Genomic DNA, 20,665 nt, shown 5'->3' with positions numbered 1-20,665 from the left:
CTAAATGGAATTTGATCATATTATTATCCGTTATGGAGAATTATCTACGAAAAAAAGAAATCGTAAAAGCTTTGTTGATAAAATGAAATCGCATATCCGCTGGGCAATAAAGGATCTTAAACAGGCAAAAGTGACTTCAAGCAGAGACAGAATGTATGTCCTTTTAAATGGAGAGGATCATCTTGAAGTCATCCAGCGAATTAAAGGCGTTTATGGCATTCAATCCTTAAGTCCTGCGCTTAAGATTGGGAGAGATATTGAAGAAGTAAAGGCAGCGTCTCTATATTATTTTGAACAGCTCTCAAAAAGGCCGGAGACATTTAAAATCACCACAAGGAGATCTGATAAGGATTATCCATATGATACGAATGAGATGAATCACCTTATTGGGGGACATCTTTTAATCAATAATGATGGTCACTTAAAAGTGGACGTGAAAAATCCTGACTTTAACCTGCGCATCGAAATACGACGTGAAGCGGTCTATCTAACTGGAGAGATTATTGAAGGTGCAGGTGGTCTTCCATTTGGTTCAAGCGGAAAAGCCATGCTGATGCTTTCTGGAGGAATCGACAGCCCGGTAGCCGGATTCTTATCGATGAAGAGGGGCCTTGAAGTCGAGTGTATTCATTTCTACAGTCCGCCATTTACGAGTGAACGTTCTAAGCAAAAAGTGATTGATTTAGCTCACAAATTAGCGGAAGTAAACGGAAGTATTAAACTTCATATCGTACCGTTTACAGATATTCAAGTGTTGATCCAAAAGCAAATTCCAGAGAATTATACGATGACAAGTACGCGTCGATTAATGCTTCGTATCGCGGATGCGATTAGAGAGAAAAATGAGGGAATGGCAATTATAACCGGTGAAAGTCTTGGTCAGGTGGCCAGTCAGACGCTTGAAAGCATGTTTGCAATCAACGAAGTAACAAATACACCTATCTTACGCCCGCTTATCACAGTGGATAAAACAGAGATAATTGCAATGGCTCGTGAAATGGACACGTTAGAGATATCTAATCAACCGTTTGAGGACTGTTGTACAGTATTCACTCCGGCGAGTCCGAAAACAAAGCCAAAACGAGAAAAGGTTAATTACTACGAAGGATTCGTTGATTTTGAACCAATGATTGAAAAAGCGGTTCAGGACACAGAAACTCTCCATATTAGTGGTGAAAAGCAAGATAATATGGATGAAACAATCGAAGATTTATTTTAAGATTATCCACTGAAAAGTGAAGGTATCAATTACCAACTTTTTTATGAATGACGCCATGTGTTTTAACACATTCTATTATCACAAGGGAGGTGAAAAACACATGGCGAACAACAACAGTTCAAATGATTTGTTAGTACCTGGCGTATCGCAAGCACTAGATCAAATGAAATACGAAATTGCTACAGAATTTGGTGTACAACTTGGTGCAGAAACAACAGCTCGCGCTAACGGTTCAGTTGGTGGAGAAATTACTAAACGTTTAGTACAAATGGCTGAACAACAATTAGGCGGATCACAAAGATAATTTCATAAATATGGCTGCAGGAAGCGGGTTTTTGCCCGCTTCCTTTATTTATGTTAGGAAAGCTGCTGGTAGGAAAATAGTCTGTATATAAAAAACTCGGATTACTCTGTATAATAGAAAGTGGTAAGACCACTTTGGAACTGGAGGGGAAATGATGAAACGAGAAGATTTATTAGCTCCGGAAGAATATAACCTTGTATCTGAAATTGAAAAGCATACTGATCGCGCTGAACGGATTGCCTTAAAGTGGGAAAACGAGAGCGGAGAGAAAAAAGAGATTACATATGAAAAGTTAATTGAAAATGTGAATAAAGCTGGAAATGTTTTTCTTCAGGCAGGTCTAAAAAAGGGAGATCATGTATTAATTATTATTCCCCGCTTAATTGAGGCTTACGAAGTATATATTGCAGCCTTGAAAATTGGATTAGTGGTTATTCCAAGTTCTGAGATGTTGAGGACAAAAGATTTACGGTATCGTGTGATTCATGGTGATGTGAAAGGGATTATTAGTTACCATGACTATACTCCGCAACTTGATGACGTAGAAGAAGCAAAGGAACTGATTAAATACTCGGTTGGTTCCAAGGCTGCAGGCTGGCATCATTTAGAGGAAGAGATGAAAACCGCGTCTTCTGAATTGCCAATGGCAGATACACTGAGGGAAGATATGGCGTTTTTATCGTATACATCAGGCACTACTGGTAATCCAAAGGGTGTCGTGCATACCCATGGCTGGGCGTATGCCCATTTAAAGGCAGCTGCATCTAATTGGCTTGGAGCAGAGAAAGATGAAATCGTGTGGGCAACTGCTGGACCTGGCTGGCAGAAATGGATATGGAGTCCGTTATTATCTATACTGGGGTCGGGATCAACGGGGCTTGTGTATCAAGGGAAATTTGAACCTAAAAAATATTTGCAGCTGCTCGCTGATTATCAGGTGAATGCCCTGTGCTGTACGCCGACGGAATATCGTCTTATGGCTAAAATAGATAACTTGTCTGAGTATCACCTGCCAGCTTTGCGCAGTGCAGTTTCCGCTGGAGAACCTTTGAATAGAGAAGTCATCGATATTTTTAACAGGCAATTCGGCATTGTGGTGAGGGATGGCTATGGGCAGACAGAAAATACCTTACTTGTCGGCGTTGTAAAAGGGATGGAGATTAAATTAGGTTCTATGGGTAAACCAATACCAGGGAATAGGGTAGAGATTATCAATGAGGAGGGTACTCTTTGTGAACCGGGAGTTGTCGGGGACATTGCGGTACATATTGAAACACCAGCCCTGTTTAAGAACTATTTCAAAGATCCTGAACGAACTGCCATGCAATTCCGCGGGGACTATTATATTACTGGAGACCGGGCCAAGATGGACGAGGAAGGTTATTTCTGGTTCGATGGGCGAAGCGATGATATTATCATTAGTTCTGGCTATACCATTGGGCCGTTCGAAGTGGAGGATGCACTTGTAAAGCATAGATTTGTAAAGGAATGTGCAGTTGTCTCCAGTCCGGATGAAATACGCGGTCAAGTAGTTAAGGCATATATTGTCCTTCAGGACGGCATCAATCCAGAAACTCCAACACTTGTGAAGGAGCTTCAGAATCATGTAAAAGCCTTGACGGCACCATATAAATATCCGCGTAGGATTGAATTTGTAGAGGAACTGCCAAAAACAACCTCTGGAAAAATCCGCAGGATAGAACTTAGGGAGCGAGAGGAAGCAATCGCGAAATCCTAAACCACAAAGGCTCTCCACTTCGGGAGAGTCTTTTTTTATTAAATTGATAAAATTTTGAGATTCACAAGCTGTTTTTTCCCCTTTTTGAATGAAAAGGTGATACACTTTTTTTACAGAAAATAGGTCTAGAGAAAGGATTGTGCGGGTGTGGGAACATTATGGACGAATGGACTTATTTATACAATGGAAAAGGAAAATGCTCGGGTCGAGGCAGTATATACCGAGGGTGACCTGATTATGGATATGGGAAACTCAGCTCAATTAAAAATGGACTATTCAGACAGAATAGAGCGAGATATTGATTTAAACGGACAGATGATGATTCCAGGACTGATAGACAGCCATATGCATCTGGTAGGCTACGGTGAGTTGTTAATGCGTCTCAATTTATCAGAAATGACTAGCAGACAGCATGTACTAGATGCTGTTAAAGAAAAATGTGAAGGAGCTCCTCCTGGTAAATGGATTGTGGCCGAAGGATGGAATGAGAACGAATGGGATGATACCGAGTTGATTTTACTAGATGAATTGGACGAAGTTTCACCGCAGAATCCAGTCATCTTAAAACGAATCTGCCGGCACGCATTGGTTGCCAATTCATTAAGCTTAAAGGCTGCAAGGGATTTAATTAAAGACGTACCTCCTGCAGGTGGAGTGATTGGCCGTTATCAAGATGGTCGATTGAATGGTTTGTTTAAAGAGGAACCAGCCATGCAGCTGATTACGAATCATATCCCGGGTATTGACCAGGAATATGTAGAGAGTGCCATCAAACTGGCTATTGAAGATTGTTGGAGCAAAGGGTTAACGGGTGTTCACACAGAAGATCTTCATTACTACGATGGATTTACGTCTACTTATCAGGCATTTATTAATGTCATAGAAAAAAATTCCATGCCGCTCCGTGCGAACCTGCTTGTGCATAACGAAGAGGTCGACGAGATGACAGCTAATGGATACAGCTATCGAGACGGCGGAACATTTATTAAACTGGACGCGATGAAAATTTTTGCAGATGGTTCGCTTGGAGGGAATACAGCTTTATTAAGCAGACCGTATGCAGATCATCCTGAAACCAATGGTGTTGCGATGTATACACAAAATGAGCTTGCCGCTCTTGTCCGAAAAGCACGTTCACACAACCTGCCGATTGCGGTACATACAATCGGAGACCAAGCCTTTGAAAATGTAATAAGCGCTATTGAGGTGGATCCTCCGGCTGAAGGGCTCAGAGATCGTCTCATTCATGCACAGATTATGCGTAAGGATCTCCTGGAAAGAGCGAAATTACTACCAGTCATCTTTGATATTCAACCTGGTTTTGTTCCTTCAGATTTTCCTTGGGTCATGGATAAAGTGGGACTTGAGAATTCCACGTATAACTATGCTTGGAAAACATTTCTCGGTAATGACATTCATTGTGCCGGAGGATCAGATGCACCGATTGAATCGGTTAATCCACTACTAGGCATTCATGCAGCAGTAACGAGAAAAAAACCGTTTGGACTTGATAAGACTGTATATGGCCCTGATGAACGATTATCAATGTTTGAGGCTGTCTCCCTATATACAACGGGCAGTGCTTATGCGACTGGTGAAGAAAAGAAAAGAGGGAAGATTGCTAAAGGTTTCCTGGCAGATTTCTCTGTCCTAACAGAGAATTTATTTTCAATTTCAGAGGATGAACTTTTAATGGTTGAAGCTGATATGACTGTAGTTGGCGGTCAGATTGTTTATCAGAAAGAACGTAAATAATGTTGGAAGTGTGAAGGGAGAGTGTAGGAAAAGAAATGAAACAGCAAAAAGAAGGAATCATTTATGCAGCACTCTCTTACTTTATATGGGGACTCATTCCAATCTATTGGAAGTTTGTTCAACATGTATCAGCTGGAGAAATTCTTGCACATCGGGTACTTTGGTCTTTTATTTTCATGGTGATCTTATTGTTGGTGATCCAAAAATGGCGAGGATTTCTTTCATTTGTAAAAGAAATAGCCTATCAGCCCAAAAAACTGGCTGCTTTACTGACCGCCTCAATACTCGTCAGTATTAATTGGGGAATCTTTATCTGGGCAGTCAACTCAGGTCATATTCTTCAAACCAGTCTTGGCTACTATATTAACCCGCTTGTGAGTGTGTTATTAGGTGTAGTGGTACTGAAAGAAAAACTAAGCGGTGCACAAATTCTTTCTTTTACTTTAGCAGGAATCGGTGTGCTTATCCTTACCCTGCATTATGGTGAGGTGCCATGGGTTGCACTTTCGCTTGCGATCAGCTTTGGTTTATATGGTCTTGCGAAGAAAATGATTAAAGTCGATGCAGAAATCGGCTTAACCCTTGAAACAATGATGGTTACTCCATTGGCCATTATTTTTATGGTTTATTTGTTAATTACCTCAAAGCCATTGTTTTTTGAATCAGCAAGTACCAGCCTTTTACTAATGGGCGGAGGAATTGCTACCGCACTGCCGCTTTTGTTTTTTGCAAAAGGAGCACAGAAGGTACCACTTTCGATGATGGGGATTTTACAATATATAGCCCCCACTATGACTTTATTAATCGGTGTGTTTATGTATCATGAACCATTTACAAAAATTCATCTGCTTTCATTTATTTTTATCTGGTCTGCATTACTTATTTACGCAGCCTCACATCCAATACAAGTTAAATTAAATAATCGTAACAAGAAAAACAGGATTAAGTTCGGAGCTTAATCCTGTTTTTCTCTTCACTGATAAAAGAGAACTTCCTTATAAAAATGTCCTTTTAACTTTTTCCCAGAAAGAATTATCTTTTAGTTTAACGGTTTTAATTACTTTTCCGCTTAGTGTAACTTGAATTTTTTTCACATCTTTAATGCTCAGTGCTTCGTTATCCATTCCAAAGGTAGGATAATCGTCGCTTTCAGGTAATTGGATAGTAAGCGTACGTTCAGGTCCTAATATGAATGAGGAATCGAGCGTTCGGTATGTATTGTTATTAATCGAAGCAAGTTCACTTACTTGAAAACACGGAAGAGTCGGGTCAACAACAGCCCCTTTTACAGATTTATTATAAGCTGTACTTCCAGTTGGTGTAGCGATAATCATTCCGTCTCCGCGGAAAGTTTCAAAATGTAAAGAATCTATGAAGACATCTAACACGAATGTTTTAATAATAGACGAACGTATACTTAGTTCATTAAGGGCATAAAAAGAAGGTTGATCATCAAGCTTAATTTCAATGGTTGGATAACGGCGGACTTCAATATTTTCCATGGATATGCTGTCAATCATCTTGCTGGTATCTTCCAATAGAAAATCACAGTACATGTTTAATTGATCCATTGCTATACCGGCGTATAAACAATCATCACGGAATCCGGTTTTTCTAACAGCTTGTAGAAATGTTCCATCATCCCCGATACTGACAATAATATTTGCTTGCTGGAAGTCGGAAACGATCGTGAATGAATAAGCTTCAGCCAATTCATAAAGTGGTTGTACTTGTTTTATAAGTAAAGGATCATTTTGATGAAAAAAATAAATATTGCGCCGATTCGTCATGTTAAAACCTCCATAGATTTGCTCAATTTTAAAAAAATGATTCCTTTTCCATAATGGAAATAGTTTGCTACAATAGTAGAATATATCCTAGTTTATCATGTGTAGTTCAATATATAAAAGGGCATATATGTGAAGATTTTAATAAGGGGGCTTCAATATGAATGGAAAACGCTGGGCAGCACTAGGAATCGCCGCTGTTTTGTTTATCGCTTCAATGGGAATCAGCTTGGCTAGTACATTAGCATTTACTGATTTTAGCGGAGCTGTTGAAGATTTATTTGTCAGTGAAACAGGTTTTATGGAAGAGGTTGTTGAAGAAGGCAGCAGTTCAGACGTTATCGCTGTACTGGATGTTGAAGGAGTTATTGAAGATACAGGCACTTCTACTTCGCTTTTAGATTCTGCGACGTATAATCATCAGAGTTTCTTAGATAAGCTTGAAATGGTGGCAGAGGATGATTCAATTAAGGGTCTCGTCTTACGTGTTAACTCACCTGGCGGCGGTGTGGTAGAAAGTGCTGAGATATACGATAAAATCCAAGATATTAAAAAGACGAAAAAACCAGTTTATGTGTCTATGGGTTCTATGGCTGCATCTGGAGGATATTATATTTCAGCGCCGGCAGACAAAATTTTTGCAACTCCCGAAACGATGACGGGGTCACTCGGTGTGATTATGCAAAGTATTAACTATGAAAAGTTAGCCAAAAAGTATGGTGTCGAAACGGTGACGATTAAGAGCGGCGAATACAAGGATATTATGAGTCCAACTCGCGAGATGACAGAGGAAGAGCGGGTTATCCTTCAAGATATGATTGACAATTCATACAGCCAGTTCGTGAATATTATTGCGGATGGTCGTGGAATGTCAAAAGAAGAAGTACGTAAGATTGCGGATGGCCGAGTATATGACGGCCGGCAAGCAAAAGAAAACCAATTAATTGATGAATTTGGTTACGAGGAAGATGTTATAGCTGCCATGAAGAAAGATCTTAATATTGATGCATCAGCAATCCGTTATACGGAAGATACAGGATTTGGTTCTTTGTTCAGTATGACAGCACAAAAAGTCATGGGGAAAGATGTTGAAACAGCTGGCATTCTAAAGTTGCTTTCACACTCAAACTCTCCTCGACTAATGTACCTATATGCACAGTAAGGGGGTTGAATCCATGGATGAACGACAAAATCAGGATAACTTGAGTGAGAATACGGTAGACATTGAGCCGAAAGTAACCAATGATTCTGAAGTAGCAGGTACAGAGCCATTACCAATCGATCCAGTCAATTTGACCGCAGGGATTCATTATGCCGGTTTTTGGATGAGATTTTGGGCGTATCTAGCTGATTTACTTATCATTGGCAGCCTAACCCGGATATTCGTTTCATCTACCTTTAAAGCCTTTGGCGGGGGTTATGTCGATTATAGTTTTTTTTCACCAGCAACAATACTAGAAGTCACTATCTTTTATCTATATTTTGTCTTGATGACCAGGTACTTTGGACAAACGCTGGGTAAAATGATATTTGGACTTCAGGTTATTAGTTTGAAAGATGAGAAGCTTACTTGGGGAACGTTGATATTCCGAGAATTTATTGGACGGTTTATTTCAAAGTTCACGTCTATTGGTTATTTATTGGTAGGAATTTTGCCAAAGAAACAAGGTTTACATGATATTTTTGCTGATACAACCGTAGTTATGACTAGAAGATAAGTAGGTAACCTGCAGACCAAAAGGGTTTGCAGGTTTATTTTTTTTCACAGTGCTAATAATGATGAGTTGAAAGGGTGTGTCCTGATGAACTGGATGCTTGTCGTTATCATCATACTCGTGTTTTTATTGATTCTGCTTATGTTTACTACCATTAAAATAGATCTTTACTATCGTCATGCAGGAAAAGATGATCAACTTACTGTGAAATTTAGAGCTTGGTTTGGACTGCTGCATTATACGATTGATGTTCCATTTATTGATATGGGGGAAGATCAAGGAATCCTTTCTTTTACACAAAAGAAAGGATTCGATATAGAGGATGAGGAACCTCAAGCGGAAGAAGTGACGGCAAGTGATATCCTGCAAAAAATCGAAGAGGTTAAGCAGCTTTTACAGCATGTGGTTGGTTTACATATAATTATTCGAAAACTGCTGAAAAAGGTCTCTGTTCATACATTCATTTGGCATAGTGTAATCGGAAGTGGTAATGCTGCACATACTGGAATGTTGACAGGCGGTGCGTGGGCATTGAAGAGTTCGATTATTGGCTTGTTAACAACTTATTTACATTTTATTGTTATGCCTGCTATTACGATTACCCCGGACTTTCAAAAATCAGCTGCCTCAACGTCCATCTCATGCATATTCTCTTTGAAACTCGGGGATGCTACCTGGGCAGGAATTAAGTTATTCCGTCATTGGAAAGGCGGTAGACTGAAGTTCAACAAAACTAAACAATCAAGAGTAAAGCAGAATTTTTAGAGTGGAGGCAAATGATATGTCGGACCATCCGATTACTGGCCTAATGTCAGCAGCAATGGAAAATTTAAAAGAAATGGTGGATGTAAACACAATTATTGGTGATCCTGTTGAGACGCCAGATGGCAGCGTTATATTAACCGTATCTAAAGTAGGGTTTGGCTTTGCAGCGGGCGGCAGCGAATTTGTTATTGATCAAGGACATTCCCAACAAGGACAGCAAACTGTACCATTTGGCGGTGGTACCGGGGGCGGTGTGTCAATAACCCCTATCGCTTTTCTCATTGTAGGCTCAAAAGGTGTGAAAATGCTTCATCTAGATGAAGGGACTCATTTAGTCGATAAAATATTAGATATGGCTCCGGCCGTCGTCGAAAAAATTCAATCTATCCTTTCAGCGAGCAAAGAGAACAATAAGAACCAGAATCAAAACCAAACAAAAAGCCAAGATAAAAATCAAAAACATGACCAAAACCAAGATAGAAATCAAAGCCAAGACAGAAACCAAAACCAAGATAGCAGCCAAAGCCAAGGAAACGAGAAAAAGGAATCCTTTGATAATTTCTAATTTAATTTTTGTAAAAGGCTATTTCCAAGCGGAAATAGCCTTTTGAAAGTAAGTGAGCGTGTATTCGTTGCATTATGAATACGAACCACCTATCATTAGCACTGTACATATTGAATTAAAGGAGGCGTTTTTTTGACACAGGTTACGTTTAAACACAATCCCGTAACAATCCTGGGATCAGAAGTTAAAGTGGGAGATCAAGCGAAAAACTTTACGGTACTTGCTAATGATCTTTCGGAGGTGACGTTGAACGATTCTAAGGGATCTGTTCGAATTATCAGCGTTATTCCTTCCATTGATACAGGAGTTTGTGAGAAACAGACTAGACGCTTTAATGAAGAAGCAGCAAAACTTGAGGGTGTAAAGGTATTAACCATTAGTGTGGATCTTCCTTTTGCTCAACGACGTTGGTGCGCCGCTGCGGGACTAGAAAATGTTCAAGTTCTATCGGATCATCGTGATTTGTCCTTTGGTCAAGCATATGGAGTCATTATGGAAGAACTTCGCCTTTTAGCACGTTCTGTATTCGTCATTGATCGTGACGATCGAGTTACCTATGTAGAGTATGTAGGTGAAGGATCGAATCATCCAAATTATGAAGCCGCATTAGATGCTGCGCGTTCTGCTAAGTAATAGATATAAAGAGGACCGGTTATCCTGTAACCGGTTTTCTTTATCTTTCCTCGTTAAAAAATAGGTAATATGTAATCTTCTCGCTTGTGTCCCCGTCATAAGAGATTTAGAATAAGAAAAAGAAACAAACAGGAGGAATTATGAAGTGAATTTTGCCCCAATTGAAGAGTTATTCCATAAATTTGATGAAACCGCTCAAATTCTGCAAGAAGATCTCTCGTGCACTTATTTAGATGCACTTGGTGAAACAGGTGAAAACTTCTTTCATGGATCAGTGGTTCAGGAAGAAATAAGCGAACTAGCAAAAAAACGATTAATGAAAATTTATGACTCATTTAGAACGGATACGTTTTCGAAGGAAGATATTCGTAAAGCATACCAGCTTGCGATTCTTAAAGGCATGAAAGAAAACGTTCAGCCTAATCACCAAATGACACCTGATGCTGTAGGTATGTTTGTCAGCTATTTAATTAATAAATTCACAGCTGAAAAAAAAGAAATGACGCTGCTTGAACCTGCCGTTGGTACAGGGAATTTGCTGTTTACCATCCTAAACCAATTGCCCGAAAAAGAAATTTCCTCTTTTGGCATTGATGTGGATGAAACCCTAATAAAATTAGCTTACGCAGGGGCAAATCTTCAAGAGCATCCTATTCAACTATACAATCAGGACAGTTTAGAACCACTATTTATTGATCCAGTTGATCTTGTCGTCAGCGATCTGCCAGTCGGTTATTATCCGAACGATGTACGTGCTTCTGACTATGAGCTGAAAGCTGATCAAGGGCATTCTTATTCCCATCATTTATTTATTGAACAAGGAATTAATCATCTGAAAGAAGGCGGATATTTATTTTTAATTATCCCCAATGAGCTGTTTGTCTCTGCAGAAGCACCTAAGCTTAATAAATATTTGACCAGTCAAACACATATTCAAGGAATGGTTCAGCTTCCATTGTCTATGTTTAAAAACGAGTCAGCTGCCAAAAGTATCCTGATTCTACAAAAGAAAAAAGAGGGAATTAATCCTCCCAAAAAAGCATTGCTAGTCACACTGCCGAAGCTGTCAGATGCAGCTGCTACCCAAGCAATTCTTAATAAGATTGATGAATGGGTTAACGTAGATAAATAATGATCAAGAAGTTGATACTCTTAACCGGGTATCAACTTTTTTTATGGGTAATGAATTTGTAGAATTGTGTCGAAACTATGTAATTTGAACGTTGTCACTCAATCTACCTGAGGCTAATTCTTGAAAGCTGGTTCATAGAATGTTTAAATGAAAGAAGATGGTAGTTATTAGTCGATAAGTGATTTACTAACAATTGAGATAGATGCGATAATAGGGAAATGGGGCAGAAACATGTCTAAAATATTAGCGATAAATGCAGGCAGTTCCTCTTTGAAATTCCAGCTTTTTAACATGCCAAGTGAAAATGTGATTACCAAAGGGCTTGTTGAAAGGATTGGCTTGAAGGAGTCTATTTTTACGATTTCGGTGAATGGTGAGAAAGTCACTGAAACGAAAGATATTCCTAACCATGACATAGCAGTATCCTTGTTGCTCGAAAAACTGATAGAATTTGAGATTATCAATTCATATACAGAAATTGATGGAGTTGGCCATCGAGTAGTTCATGGCGGTGAAGAGTTCAGTGATTCAGTGATTCTTACGAGTGAAATCATTAAAAGAATTGAAAATCTGTCTGATTTAGCACCGCTGCATAATCCGGCAAATCTTACAGGTATTCACGCCTTTAAGCAAATTCTTGGTGACGTTCCTTCGGTTGCTGTTTTTGATACGGCTTTTCATCAAACTATGCCAAGTAACTCTTATATGTACAGTTTACCTTATGAATATTACCAAAATTATCGGATTAGAAAATATGGATTTCATGGGACATCCCACAAATATGTATCACAACGCGCATCTGCTATGCTTGGAAGACCCATTGATCAATTACGGATTATTTCCTGTCATTTAGGAAATGGAGCAAGTATCGCGGCTATTGAAGGTGGAAAATCCATCGATACTTCAATGGGCTTTACTCCGCTCGCGGGGGTAACAATGGGCACACGTTCCGGTGATATTGATCCAGCCTTAATTCCTTATATTATGGAGAAAACAGGAAAGAATGTAGAAGAAGTGCTCCAGATACTAAATAAACAAAGCGGTATGCTGGCTCTTTCTGGGTTCTCAAGTGATCTTCGTGATATTGAAATAGAAGCGGATAAAGGAAATGAACGGGCAAAACTAGCCCTTGAGGTTTTTGCCAGCCATATTCATAAATATATTGGATCCTATGCGGCCAGAATGAGCGGGGTGGATGCAATTATCTTCACAGCAGGTATCGGTGAAAATAGTACGACCATCCGGGCTTCAGTCCTCAAAGGTCTTGAATTTATGGGCGTCTACTGGGATCCTGCACTTAATCGGGTTCGTGGAGAAGAAGCCTTTGTCAATTATCCGCATTCTCCAGTAAAAGTCATTGTCATCCCAACTAATGAAGAAGTAATGATAGCAAGAGACGTGATCCGCTTAACAAGCGGCTCCAAGGTTTATTGATTTCTCATAAAGATGATAAACAACCTTTTATTGTGTTTTATTATACAAGAGAGAAGGTTGTTTTTTTTGGCTCAATTAAAAGGAAATCACTGATAGGACTAACTTTTCAATTGTCGATATTCGGCGTAAAAAAGTGAAAGGTGAATCTACAACACCTTAATATATGTATAAGATAGTTATATTTTCAAAAATAGTATATTAAAATAATTATAGTTCAGTAAAATTATTCGTTATAATATAGTAGGGTTTTGCGAGCCAAGTTCCTGAATAGTCAATAGACGACAACTATCGTATGGTGCAAGATTCTAAAGGCAAAACGATACGTGCAAAAACAACGGCTAAAGTTAGCTTAAAAAAATACAATAATACTTTTTCTTATAGTACCGTATCATTTGTAGATTATGACAAAGTTAAGAAGGTAACTTACAAGACCTCAACAAGTACACAGGCTTACACGAGAGCAAGCACAAAATCTAAGTTAACGGCACGAAATTATAAAGGAAAATTAGTTAACGTAAAAGTTCCTGCGAAAAATGCCGTCAAAAAGCACAACACCTCTTGGTACAAAGATTCATTCAACTACACGACTTATGTAAAAACAAAGGGCAAATGGGTCAAGAAAACTAAAACGGCGACCGTTTATATTCCTGCTAAGTATGTGAAGAAATACATTTCTAATGTTTGGACAAAGTACACCAAAAAAGCTAAGGGATACTTTTATACACCGCAACCAATTACCATTACACTAAAAGAGTATAATAAGGTTGCAATAGGCATGACGTATAAGCAAGTAGTGGCGATTACCGGCGAAAAAATGACATTGAGTTACGATTCCTCTTGGAATGAGACTGTGTACGATGATGACTTCGAGGAAATAGGTGAAATAATTCATACAAATACATCTTATGAATGGAATTATGAGAATGATGTTACTTATGATTTCCGTTATGTCGATTTCTACTTTGAAGACAACAAACTAACTTCTAAAAATCAATTTGGATTAAAATAAGGGACGAGGGAACTTTTCCCCTTTGTTACCTCTTTAGATAGGCTCAGTCAATAATTCAACAGTTACCTTAAATAGGTGACTGTTTTTTGCAATCAGTAAAACCTTTTTGGGTAACTCTGTTCAACTAATTTGTTATTTTAGCGGACTTGTAATATAGATTCGACTCTGGAGGATTACATCCCTCGTGTCCTAGCTTGACTTATACAATCCGACATAATCTGGGGATATTTCATCGTCTTTCGTACAACGCAGTGTCTGCTCTATCATTTTAAGAACACGCAGGCCCTATGTTATAATACAGGGAGAATAATCCAAATTGGAGGCGGGAAAATGACATTAACTAATCGTGAGATACAGGTTTGGAATGAGATAAGTGAATGGGAGGATAAGCTTCTTCAATATGGACCAACAGATTTTACTGCGCTTTATGATAAATGGCTTGAACAAAGTTTTTCCTTGCTCCCAGAAAATGTCCAGGAACAATTTTTTTCAAAGCTGGATACGTGGCTGTTTCATTTACATGCTATGGTCCAAAGTTCACAGAATCAAATTGATGCGCGAGATCGAATTCTTGGTGCTGCTCGGGTATTTAATCAAGATATAACGACCATTGAAGATAATAAAAAGCTGACAATTGATCAATTGACATACATAGCTGATCAACAAATTGCCAGGCATCGACTTTACTCATTTGTTCAGGGTGGAGCAAGTGGTTCAGGAGGAGTTCTGCTGCTTGGGGGAGATATTCCTGCTATGACAGTTATTAATGTACGTGTTGTTCAGTTAACAGCCATGAGTTACGGATATGAAGTGAATACACCGTTTGAGATGATGATGGCTCTTAAAGTATTTCATATTGGAACGATGCCAAAGCGGCTTCAAGGTGCAGCCTGGGAAGGGTTAATTCGTGAAACAAAGAATATGGAAGATCCTTATTTTTACGAGGGAGCTGAAGAATTAACGAATCTTTCCTGGATGGAGCAGCCATTTAAACAGGTATTAAAAGCGATGATGATTGTATTGTTCCGTAAACGAATTATTCAAGGGATTCCGATGATTTCTATGGCGATAGGTGCTGGTACGAATTATCAGATGACAAGACGGGTAAGTGAGTTTGCTCAGAAATACTATCAATATCGATATTTGAATGAAAAGCGGGATGATCAGTAATGGGCTTGAAAGAGCATAAGGATACAGCTGTATCCGTACGCTGCAAAATTATAACCGTAAGTGATACACGAAATGAAGAAACAGATAAGAGCGGTAAGTTAATGAATACGTTAATCCATGACTATGGTCATCAGGTAACGGCTTATCAGATTGTTAAAGATAATCAAGAAGAAATCACCACTGCTATTCAAGCAGGGCTTAATCAAACCGAGGTAGACGTGGTTCTCTTAAATGGTGGGACAGGGATTGCAAAAAGGGATGTAACGATTGAAACAGTGAATAAGCTGTTTGATAAGGAAATCCCAGGATTTGGTGAGCTATTTCGAATGCTGAGCTACCAAGAAGACATTGGCTCTGCTGCAATCCTTTCACGAGCAACTGCTGGTACGGCGAATAATAAAGCGATCTTTGCAACTCCCGGCTCATCAGGAGCAGTGAAGCTTGCTATGGAAAAACTTATCCTTCCAGAGATCAGTCATATTATCAAAGAATTAAAAAAGGATTTATAAGGTGCAGCCATCGGCTGGCCTTTTTTTTGAGTTTGTATTTGTTTGTAAAAAAACATATTTTCACATAATTAGAAGTTTTGGGGCGATGAATTATGCTACCATTACAATGAATCAATAAACGTTGTTTAGGGGTTGATGAATTGAATACGAATGATAATGCCTGGTGGAAGAAAAGTGTCGTCTATCAAATATATCCGCGAAGCTTTATGGATGCCAATGGAGATGGGATCGGAGATTTAAATGGAATCATCGAAAAACTTGATTATTTAGCTTCACTCGGTATCGATGTAATTTGGTTGAGTCCGATTTACGATTCACCAAATGACGATAATGGCTATGATATCCGCGATTATTATTCCATAATGAAGGAGTTCGGCACAATGGCGGAGTTTGACCGCTTGCTTGAAGAAGCGCACAGCCGAGGATTGAAAATTATTATGGACTTAGTCGTTAATCATACATCGGATGAGAATGAATGGTTTAAACAATCTCGGAGCAGTAAGGATAACCCCTATCGAGATTATTATATTTGGAAACCAGCAGTGTCCGGTAAAGAACCAAATAACTGGGGATCCATTTTTAGTGGTCCTGCTTGGGAGTATGATGAAACAACTGAAGAATACTATCTGCATCTTTTTTCAAAAAAACAGCCTGATCTTAATTGGGAAAATAAACAACTTAGACAAGATATTTATAAGATGATGCGATTCTGGCTGGATAAAGGAATTGATGGGTTCAGGATGGATGTCATCAACTTTATTTCTAAAACACCTGGGCTGCCTGACGGACCAACTCATGGGGGATTATATGGCGATGGCAGTTCATTTTTTATGAACGGACCGAAAATCCATGAGTATTTAAAAGAAATGAATGAAGAAGCATTGGCAGGTTATAATGTGCTGACTGTCGGAGAGATGCCTGGTGCAAGTCCTGAAGATGCCAAATTGTATACAGACCCAGCGAATAAGGAAGTGAACATGATTTTCACATTCGAACATATGGATTTGGATAGTGGAGCAGGAGGAAAATGGGATGTGAAACCCCTACATCTACCTGACTTAAAGGCTAACCTAGCAAAATGGCAGACTAGTCTTAATGAAAGAGGTTGGAACAGCTTATATTGGAATAATCATGATCAGCCGCGCGTTGTTTCACGTTTTGGTAATGATACCGAATATAGAACTCTATCAGCTAAAATGCTGGCAACCTGCCTGCATATGATGAAAGGCACACCCTATATTTATCAAGGTGAGGAAATCGGTATGACCAATGTCCAATTTCCATCCATTCAGCAATATAAAGATGTAGAAACGCTGAATATGTATCATGAAAAGGCAGGCTTAGGCGTTGAAAAAGAAACCATTTTAAATTCCATCTATATAAAGGGTCGTGACAATGCCCGTACTCCGATGCAATGGGACACTCGTAAACATGCAGGCTTTACGACAGGTACCCCATGGATAGATGTGAATTCACGTTACCCGGATATCAACGTTCAAAATACACTGGCAGAGGATTCATCCATATTTACGCATTATCAGCAGTTAATAAACTTGCGTAAAACCTTGGAAATAATAACAAATGGTACTTTCAAGTTGTTACTAAGTGACCATCCTTCCATCTTTGCCTATGAAAGAATAGATGAAAAAGAGAAAGTACTGGTTCTCTGTAATTTCAGTGAAGAACTTCAGCAAGTTGAAGATGACTATGTGATTGAGGGAATACAAAAAGGAAAACTGTTAATCAGCAATTACAGCAGCCAAACGAAACAAACTCTACATCCTTATGAGTCTAGTGTTTACTATCATATTTAATCCGAAAAAGGGAGTGCTGACATTAGCGCTCCCTTTTTGAATGCTCTTTTAAGACAGGATGACTCTATTTATGAAATTATACAGACACCAACACAGAAATCCTTGAATTTAATATACAAGAAGATGGGGCTTCTGAAAAAAGACTCCGCTCAGGCATAAATATAGTAAGAACGATTAGAAATACCTTTTTACTTGTTAAAAAGATGCATATTTAATACTGATTGTTCATCTAAGTCGGAAGTGATTTATTTTATTTATTAGCATAGGTCCCCATGATGAGGTGAATAAAAGTGATAAATGATACAAAAAAACACATTTATGAATAATTTAGTTATTTATTCCTACTTAAAGGGATAAGTTTTTATGCACAAATAAGTATTTTTATAATAAAACAGAAAAATCTATGAAAATGGCTTGCAAAACGAGTATAAAGCTGATAAAGTAACTATCATAGATTGAATAAAAATTAAAACATATGAATTTTTATTCATAAAAAGGGGACGATATTAATGGCAAATAAAAAAGTGGTATTAGCATATTCCGGAGGTCTTGATACTTCTGTAGCAATTAAATGGTTACAAGACAAAAACTATGATGTTGTAGCATGTTGTTTAGATGTAGGTGAAGGAAAGGATTTATCCTTTGTTAAAGAAAAAGCGTTAACTGTTGGAGCTGTTTCTTCATATATGATAGATGCAAAAGACGAATTCGCTGAAGAGTTTGCGTTAATTGCCATGCAAGCTCATACACTTTATGAAGGTAAATATCCGCTTGTTTCAGCTTTATCGCGTCCGTTAATCGCGAAGAAATTAGTCGAAATTGCTGAAAAAGAGAATGCGGTAGCAGTTGCTCACGGATGTACAGGAAAAGGAAATGACCAAGTACGTTTTGAGGTTTCTATTCAAGCATTGAATCCGAACCTTGAAGTCATTGCTCCAGTAAGAGAGTGGGGATGGTCACGTGAAGAAGAAATCGAATATGCAATCAATCATGATATTCCGATTCCAATTAATCTTGACAGCCCATACTCAATTGATCAAAACCTTTGGGGAAGAAGTAATGAATGTGGAATTCTTGAAGATCCTTGGGCAACACCACCTGAAGGAGCATACGATTTAACGGTCAGCCTTGAAGAAACACCAGATACTGCAGATATCATTGAAATCGGATTTAACGCAGGCGTACCAGTAACAATAGACGGAAAGTCTTATAAAGTAGCTGATTTAATTCTGGAGTTAAATGCAATTGCAGGTAAACATGGTGTGGGAAGAATTGATCATGTAGAGAATAGACTAGTAGGAATTAAATCACGTGAAGTCTATGAATGCCCAGGTGCAATGACCTTAATTAAAGCACATAAAGAACTTGAAGATATAACACTAGTAAAAGAAGTAGCGCACTTTAAACCAGTAATAGAGAAAAAAATCACTGAACTAATTTATGAAGGTCTTTGGTTCTCACCGCTTCAAAAAGCATTGAGTGCATTCTTAAAAGAAACGCAAGTAAATGTTAATGGTGTAGTTCGTGTGAAACTATTCAAAGGACACGCAATTATTGAAGGAAGAAAATCAGATAACTCATTATATGATGAGAAATTAGCGACATATACGAAGAGTGATGAATTTGATCATAAAGCAGCTGTAGGTTTCATTTCACTATGGGGTCTTCCAACCAAAGTAAACAGTATCGTAAATAACAAGAGCTCCAAGAAGGTGACAGTGTGAGCAAATTGTGGGGAGGCAGATTTACAAAGTCTGCTGAAGAATGGGTAGATGAGTTCGGAGCGTCGATTTCCTTTGATAAGGAGCTTGTTTTGGAAGATATTCAAGGAAGCTTGGCGCACGTAATGATGTTAAAAAAATGCAAGATTTTAACCGTTGAGGATGCAGATTTAATTATCTCGGGGCTTCAGATTCTGCGGGAAAAAGCGAAACTTGATGAGCTTACCTTCTCGGTTGAAATGGAAGATATTCATCTAAATCTCGAGAGTATGCTTATTAGTGAAATTGGTCCTGTCGGTGGAAAGCTTCATACGGGCAGAAGCCGGAATGACCAAGTTGCAACGGATATCCACTTATATCTGCGTACCCAAACTGAGGAAGTAGTAAAGTTAATAAATGGTTTACAGGCAGCGATAATCGAGCAAGCGGAACAACATGTTGAAACGCTTGTTCCTGGTTATACGCATTTACAGCGCGCACAGCCAATTTCATTTGCCCATCATTTAATGGCCTATTTCTGGATGCTTGAGCGTGATAAACAACGTTTCAGTGAATGTCAAAAGAGAATTAATGTATCCCCGTTAGGAGCAGGGGCTCTTGCTGGTACGACTTTCCCGATTGATCGTTCGTACAGCGCAGAACTGCTAGGGTTTGCAGGAATTTACGAAAATAGTCTTGATGCAGTAAGTGATCGTGACTTTGCACTTGAATTCTTAAGCAACAGTTCTACTATGATGATGCATTTATCTCGTTTCAGTGAAGAGATTATACTCTGGTCTAGTCAAGAGTTTCAATTTGTTGAATTAGATGATGCATTTTCAACAGGAAGCAGTATTATGCCGCAAAAGAAAAACCCTGATATGGCGGAACTTATCCGCGGAAAAACAGGACGAGTGTATGGGAATCTAACAGGCATGCTGACTGTCTTAAAAGGACTGCCGCTTGCGTATAATAAAGACATGCAAGAAGATAAAGAAGGAATCTTCGATACGGTAAAAACAATTATTGGTTCTTTGAAGATTTTTGAGGGAATGATTTCGACCATGAAAGTGAAAACAGAAGTAATGGAGAAAGCAACAAAAAATGACTTCTCTAATGCTACTGAATTAGCTGATTATCTTGCGGCGAAAGGGATGCCATTCCGTGAAGCCCATGAAGTTGTTGGGAAACTAGTTCTTTTCTGTGTTCAGAACGGATGTTATTTAGCTGATTTAAACCTCAACCAGTTTAAAGAAGCTTCTGAGCTTTTTGAAGAGGATATCTATACAGCGTTAAATCCTTACGAAGCTGTGAAACGACGGAATAGTCAAGGTGGGACAGGTTTTGAACAAGTGAAGCTAGCGATAGAAAAAGGGAAATCTCTGCTAGTTTAACTATTGATTATCAAAAAAGACT

Annotated in this window: 18 protein-coding genes and 1 pseudogene; 18 read left to right on the top strand and 1 reads right to left on the bottom strand. The window is 38.7% G+C overall.

The window, feature by feature from the left end; translation table 11 throughout:
• The first annotated feature begins 4 nt into the window (after positions 1-4).
• From thiI to rarD, 5 genes are all read left to right on the top strand, one after another.
• Positions 5-1,219, top strand: coding sequence for a tRNA uracil 4-sulfurtransferase ThiI (gene thiI, locus MHI18_RS07825; protein ID WP_340846829.1), 1,215 nt, complete (start codon positions 5-7; stop codon positions 1,217-1,219).
• A gap of 100 nt (positions 1,220-1,319) precedes the next feature.
• Positions 1,320-1,523, top strand: coding sequence for an alpha/beta-type small acid-soluble spore protein (locus MHI18_RS07820; protein WP_340846828.1), 204 nt, complete (start codon positions 1,320-1,322; stop codon positions 1,521-1,523).
• Positions 1,524-1,677: 154 nt separating this feature from the next.
• On the top strand, positions 1,678-3,261 hold the full coding sequence (mbcS, locus tag MHI18_RS07815) for an acyl-CoA synthetase MbcS (RefSeq protein WP_340846827.1): 1,584 nt from the start codon (positions 1,678-1,680) through the stop codon (positions 3,259-3,261).
• 147 nt (positions 3,262-3,408) lie between these two features.
• Positions 3,409-5,016: an amidohydrolase gene (locus MHI18_RS07810; RefSeq protein ID WP_340846826.1), complete on the top strand. Its 1,608-nt coding sequence runs from the start codon at positions 3,409-3,411 to the stop codon at positions 5,014-5,016.
• A gap of 35 nt (positions 5,017-5,051) precedes the next feature.
• Positions 5,052-5,975 (top strand): EamA family transporter RarD, encoded by a 924-nt coding sequence (gene rarD, locus MHI18_RS07805; RefSeq protein WP_340846825.1) that lies wholly within the window; start codon positions 5,052-5,054, stop codon positions 5,973-5,975.
• A gap of 36 nt (positions 5,976-6,011) precedes the next feature.
• On the opposite strand, the gene MHI18_RS07800 is transcribed toward rarD, so the two are convergent.
• Positions 6,012-6,806, bottom strand: a complete 795-nt coding sequence (locus MHI18_RS07800) for an NAD kinase (protein WP_340846824.1) — start codon at positions 6,804-6,806, stop codon at positions 6,012-6,014.
• A gap of 157 nt (positions 6,807-6,963) precedes the next feature.
• On the opposite strand from MHI18_RS07800, the gene sppA reads away from it, so the two are divergent.
• From sppA to argH, 13 genes and pseudogenes are all read left to right on the top strand, one after another.
• A complete protein-coding gene (gene sppA / locus MHI18_RS07795; protein ID WP_340846823.1) occupies positions 6,964-7,965 on the top strand; it encodes a signal peptide peptidase SppA in 1,002 nt (333 codons plus the stop codon).
• A 13-nt stretch (positions 7,966-7,978) separates the two neighbouring features.
• Positions 7,979-8,521 carry an RDD family protein gene (locus MHI18_RS07790; RefSeq protein ID WP_340846822.1) on the top strand — a complete coding sequence of 181 codons (543 nt, stop codon included), beginning with the start codon at positions 7,979-7,981 and terminating at the stop codon, positions 8,519-8,521.
• Positions 8,522-8,605: 84 nt separating this feature from the next.
• Positions 8,606-9,283 (top strand): DUF2953 domain-containing protein, encoded by a 678-nt coding sequence (locus MHI18_RS07785; RefSeq protein WP_340846821.1) that lies wholly within the window; start codon positions 8,606-8,608, stop codon positions 9,281-9,283.
• A gap of 16 nt (positions 9,284-9,299) precedes the next feature.
• Positions 9,300-9,749, top strand: a pseudogene (gene ytfJ / locus MHI18_RS07780) (GerW family sporulation protein); the annotation flags it as partial.
• A gap of 231 nt (positions 9,750-9,980) precedes the next feature.
• Positions 9,981-10,481, top strand: coding sequence for a thiol peroxidase (tpx, locus tag MHI18_RS07775; RefSeq protein ID WP_340846819.1), 501 nt, complete (start codon positions 9,981-9,983; stop codon positions 10,479-10,481).
• Between the two features lie 145 nt (positions 10,482-10,626).
• Entirely contained in the window at positions 10,627-11,613 is a 987-nt protein-coding gene (locus MHI18_RS07770) for a class I SAM-dependent methyltransferase (protein ID WP_340846818.1), read from the top strand.
• A gap of 231 nt (positions 11,614-11,844) precedes the next feature.
• Positions 11,845-13,047 (top strand): acetate kinase, encoded by a 1,203-nt coding sequence (locus tag MHI18_RS07765; RefSeq protein WP_340846817.1) that lies wholly within the window; start codon positions 11,845-11,847, stop codon positions 13,045-13,047.
• Between the two features lie 292 nt (positions 13,048-13,339).
• Positions 13,340-14,056, top strand: a complete 717-nt coding sequence (locus MHI18_RS07760) for a hypothetical protein (RefSeq protein WP_340846816.1) — start codon at positions 13,340-13,342, stop codon at positions 14,054-14,056.
• 330 nt (positions 14,057-14,386) lie between these two features.
• Complete coding sequence (locus MHI18_RS07755) at positions 14,387-15,226, top strand: EcsC family protein (protein ID WP_340846815.1); 840 nt, start codon at positions 14,387-14,389, stop codon at positions 15,224-15,226.
• A complete protein-coding gene (locus tag MHI18_RS07750; RefSeq protein ID WP_340846814.1) occupies positions 15,226-15,735 on the top strand; it encodes a MogA/MoaB family molybdenum cofactor biosynthesis protein in 510 nt (169 codons plus the stop codon). Before MHI18_RS07755 ends, MHI18_RS07750 begins: the two co-directional genes overlap by 1 nt.
• Before the next feature lie 140 nt (positions 15,736-15,875).
• Positions 15,876-17,549 carry a glycoside hydrolase family 13 protein gene (locus MHI18_RS07745; RefSeq protein WP_340846813.1) on the top strand — a complete coding sequence of 558 codons (1,674 nt, stop codon included), beginning with the start codon at positions 15,876-15,878 and terminating at the stop codon, positions 17,547-17,549.
• A 509-nt stretch (positions 17,550-18,058) separates the two neighbouring features.
• Positions 18,059-19,273, top strand: a complete 1,215-nt coding sequence (locus tag MHI18_RS07740) for an argininosuccinate synthase (RefSeq protein WP_340846812.1) — start codon at positions 18,059-18,061, stop codon at positions 19,271-19,273.
• The gene (gene argH, locus MHI18_RS07735; protein ID WP_340846811.1) at positions 19,270-20,643 is read left to right on the top strand and encodes an argininosuccinate lyase; all 1,374 of its coding nucleotides are present in this window, start codon (positions 19,270-19,272) and stop codon (positions 20,641-20,643) included. The genes MHI18_RS07740 and argH overlap by 4 nt, the downstream gene beginning before the upstream one ends.
• Positions 20,644-20,665 lie beyond the last annotated feature (22 nt).

The organism is Peribacillus sp. FSL H8-0477 (assembly GCF_038002765.1).
Lineage (GTDB): Bacteria > Bacillota > Bacilli > Bacillales > DSM-1321 > Peribacillus.
This window is presented reverse-complemented; position numbering and strand designations above follow the sequence as displayed.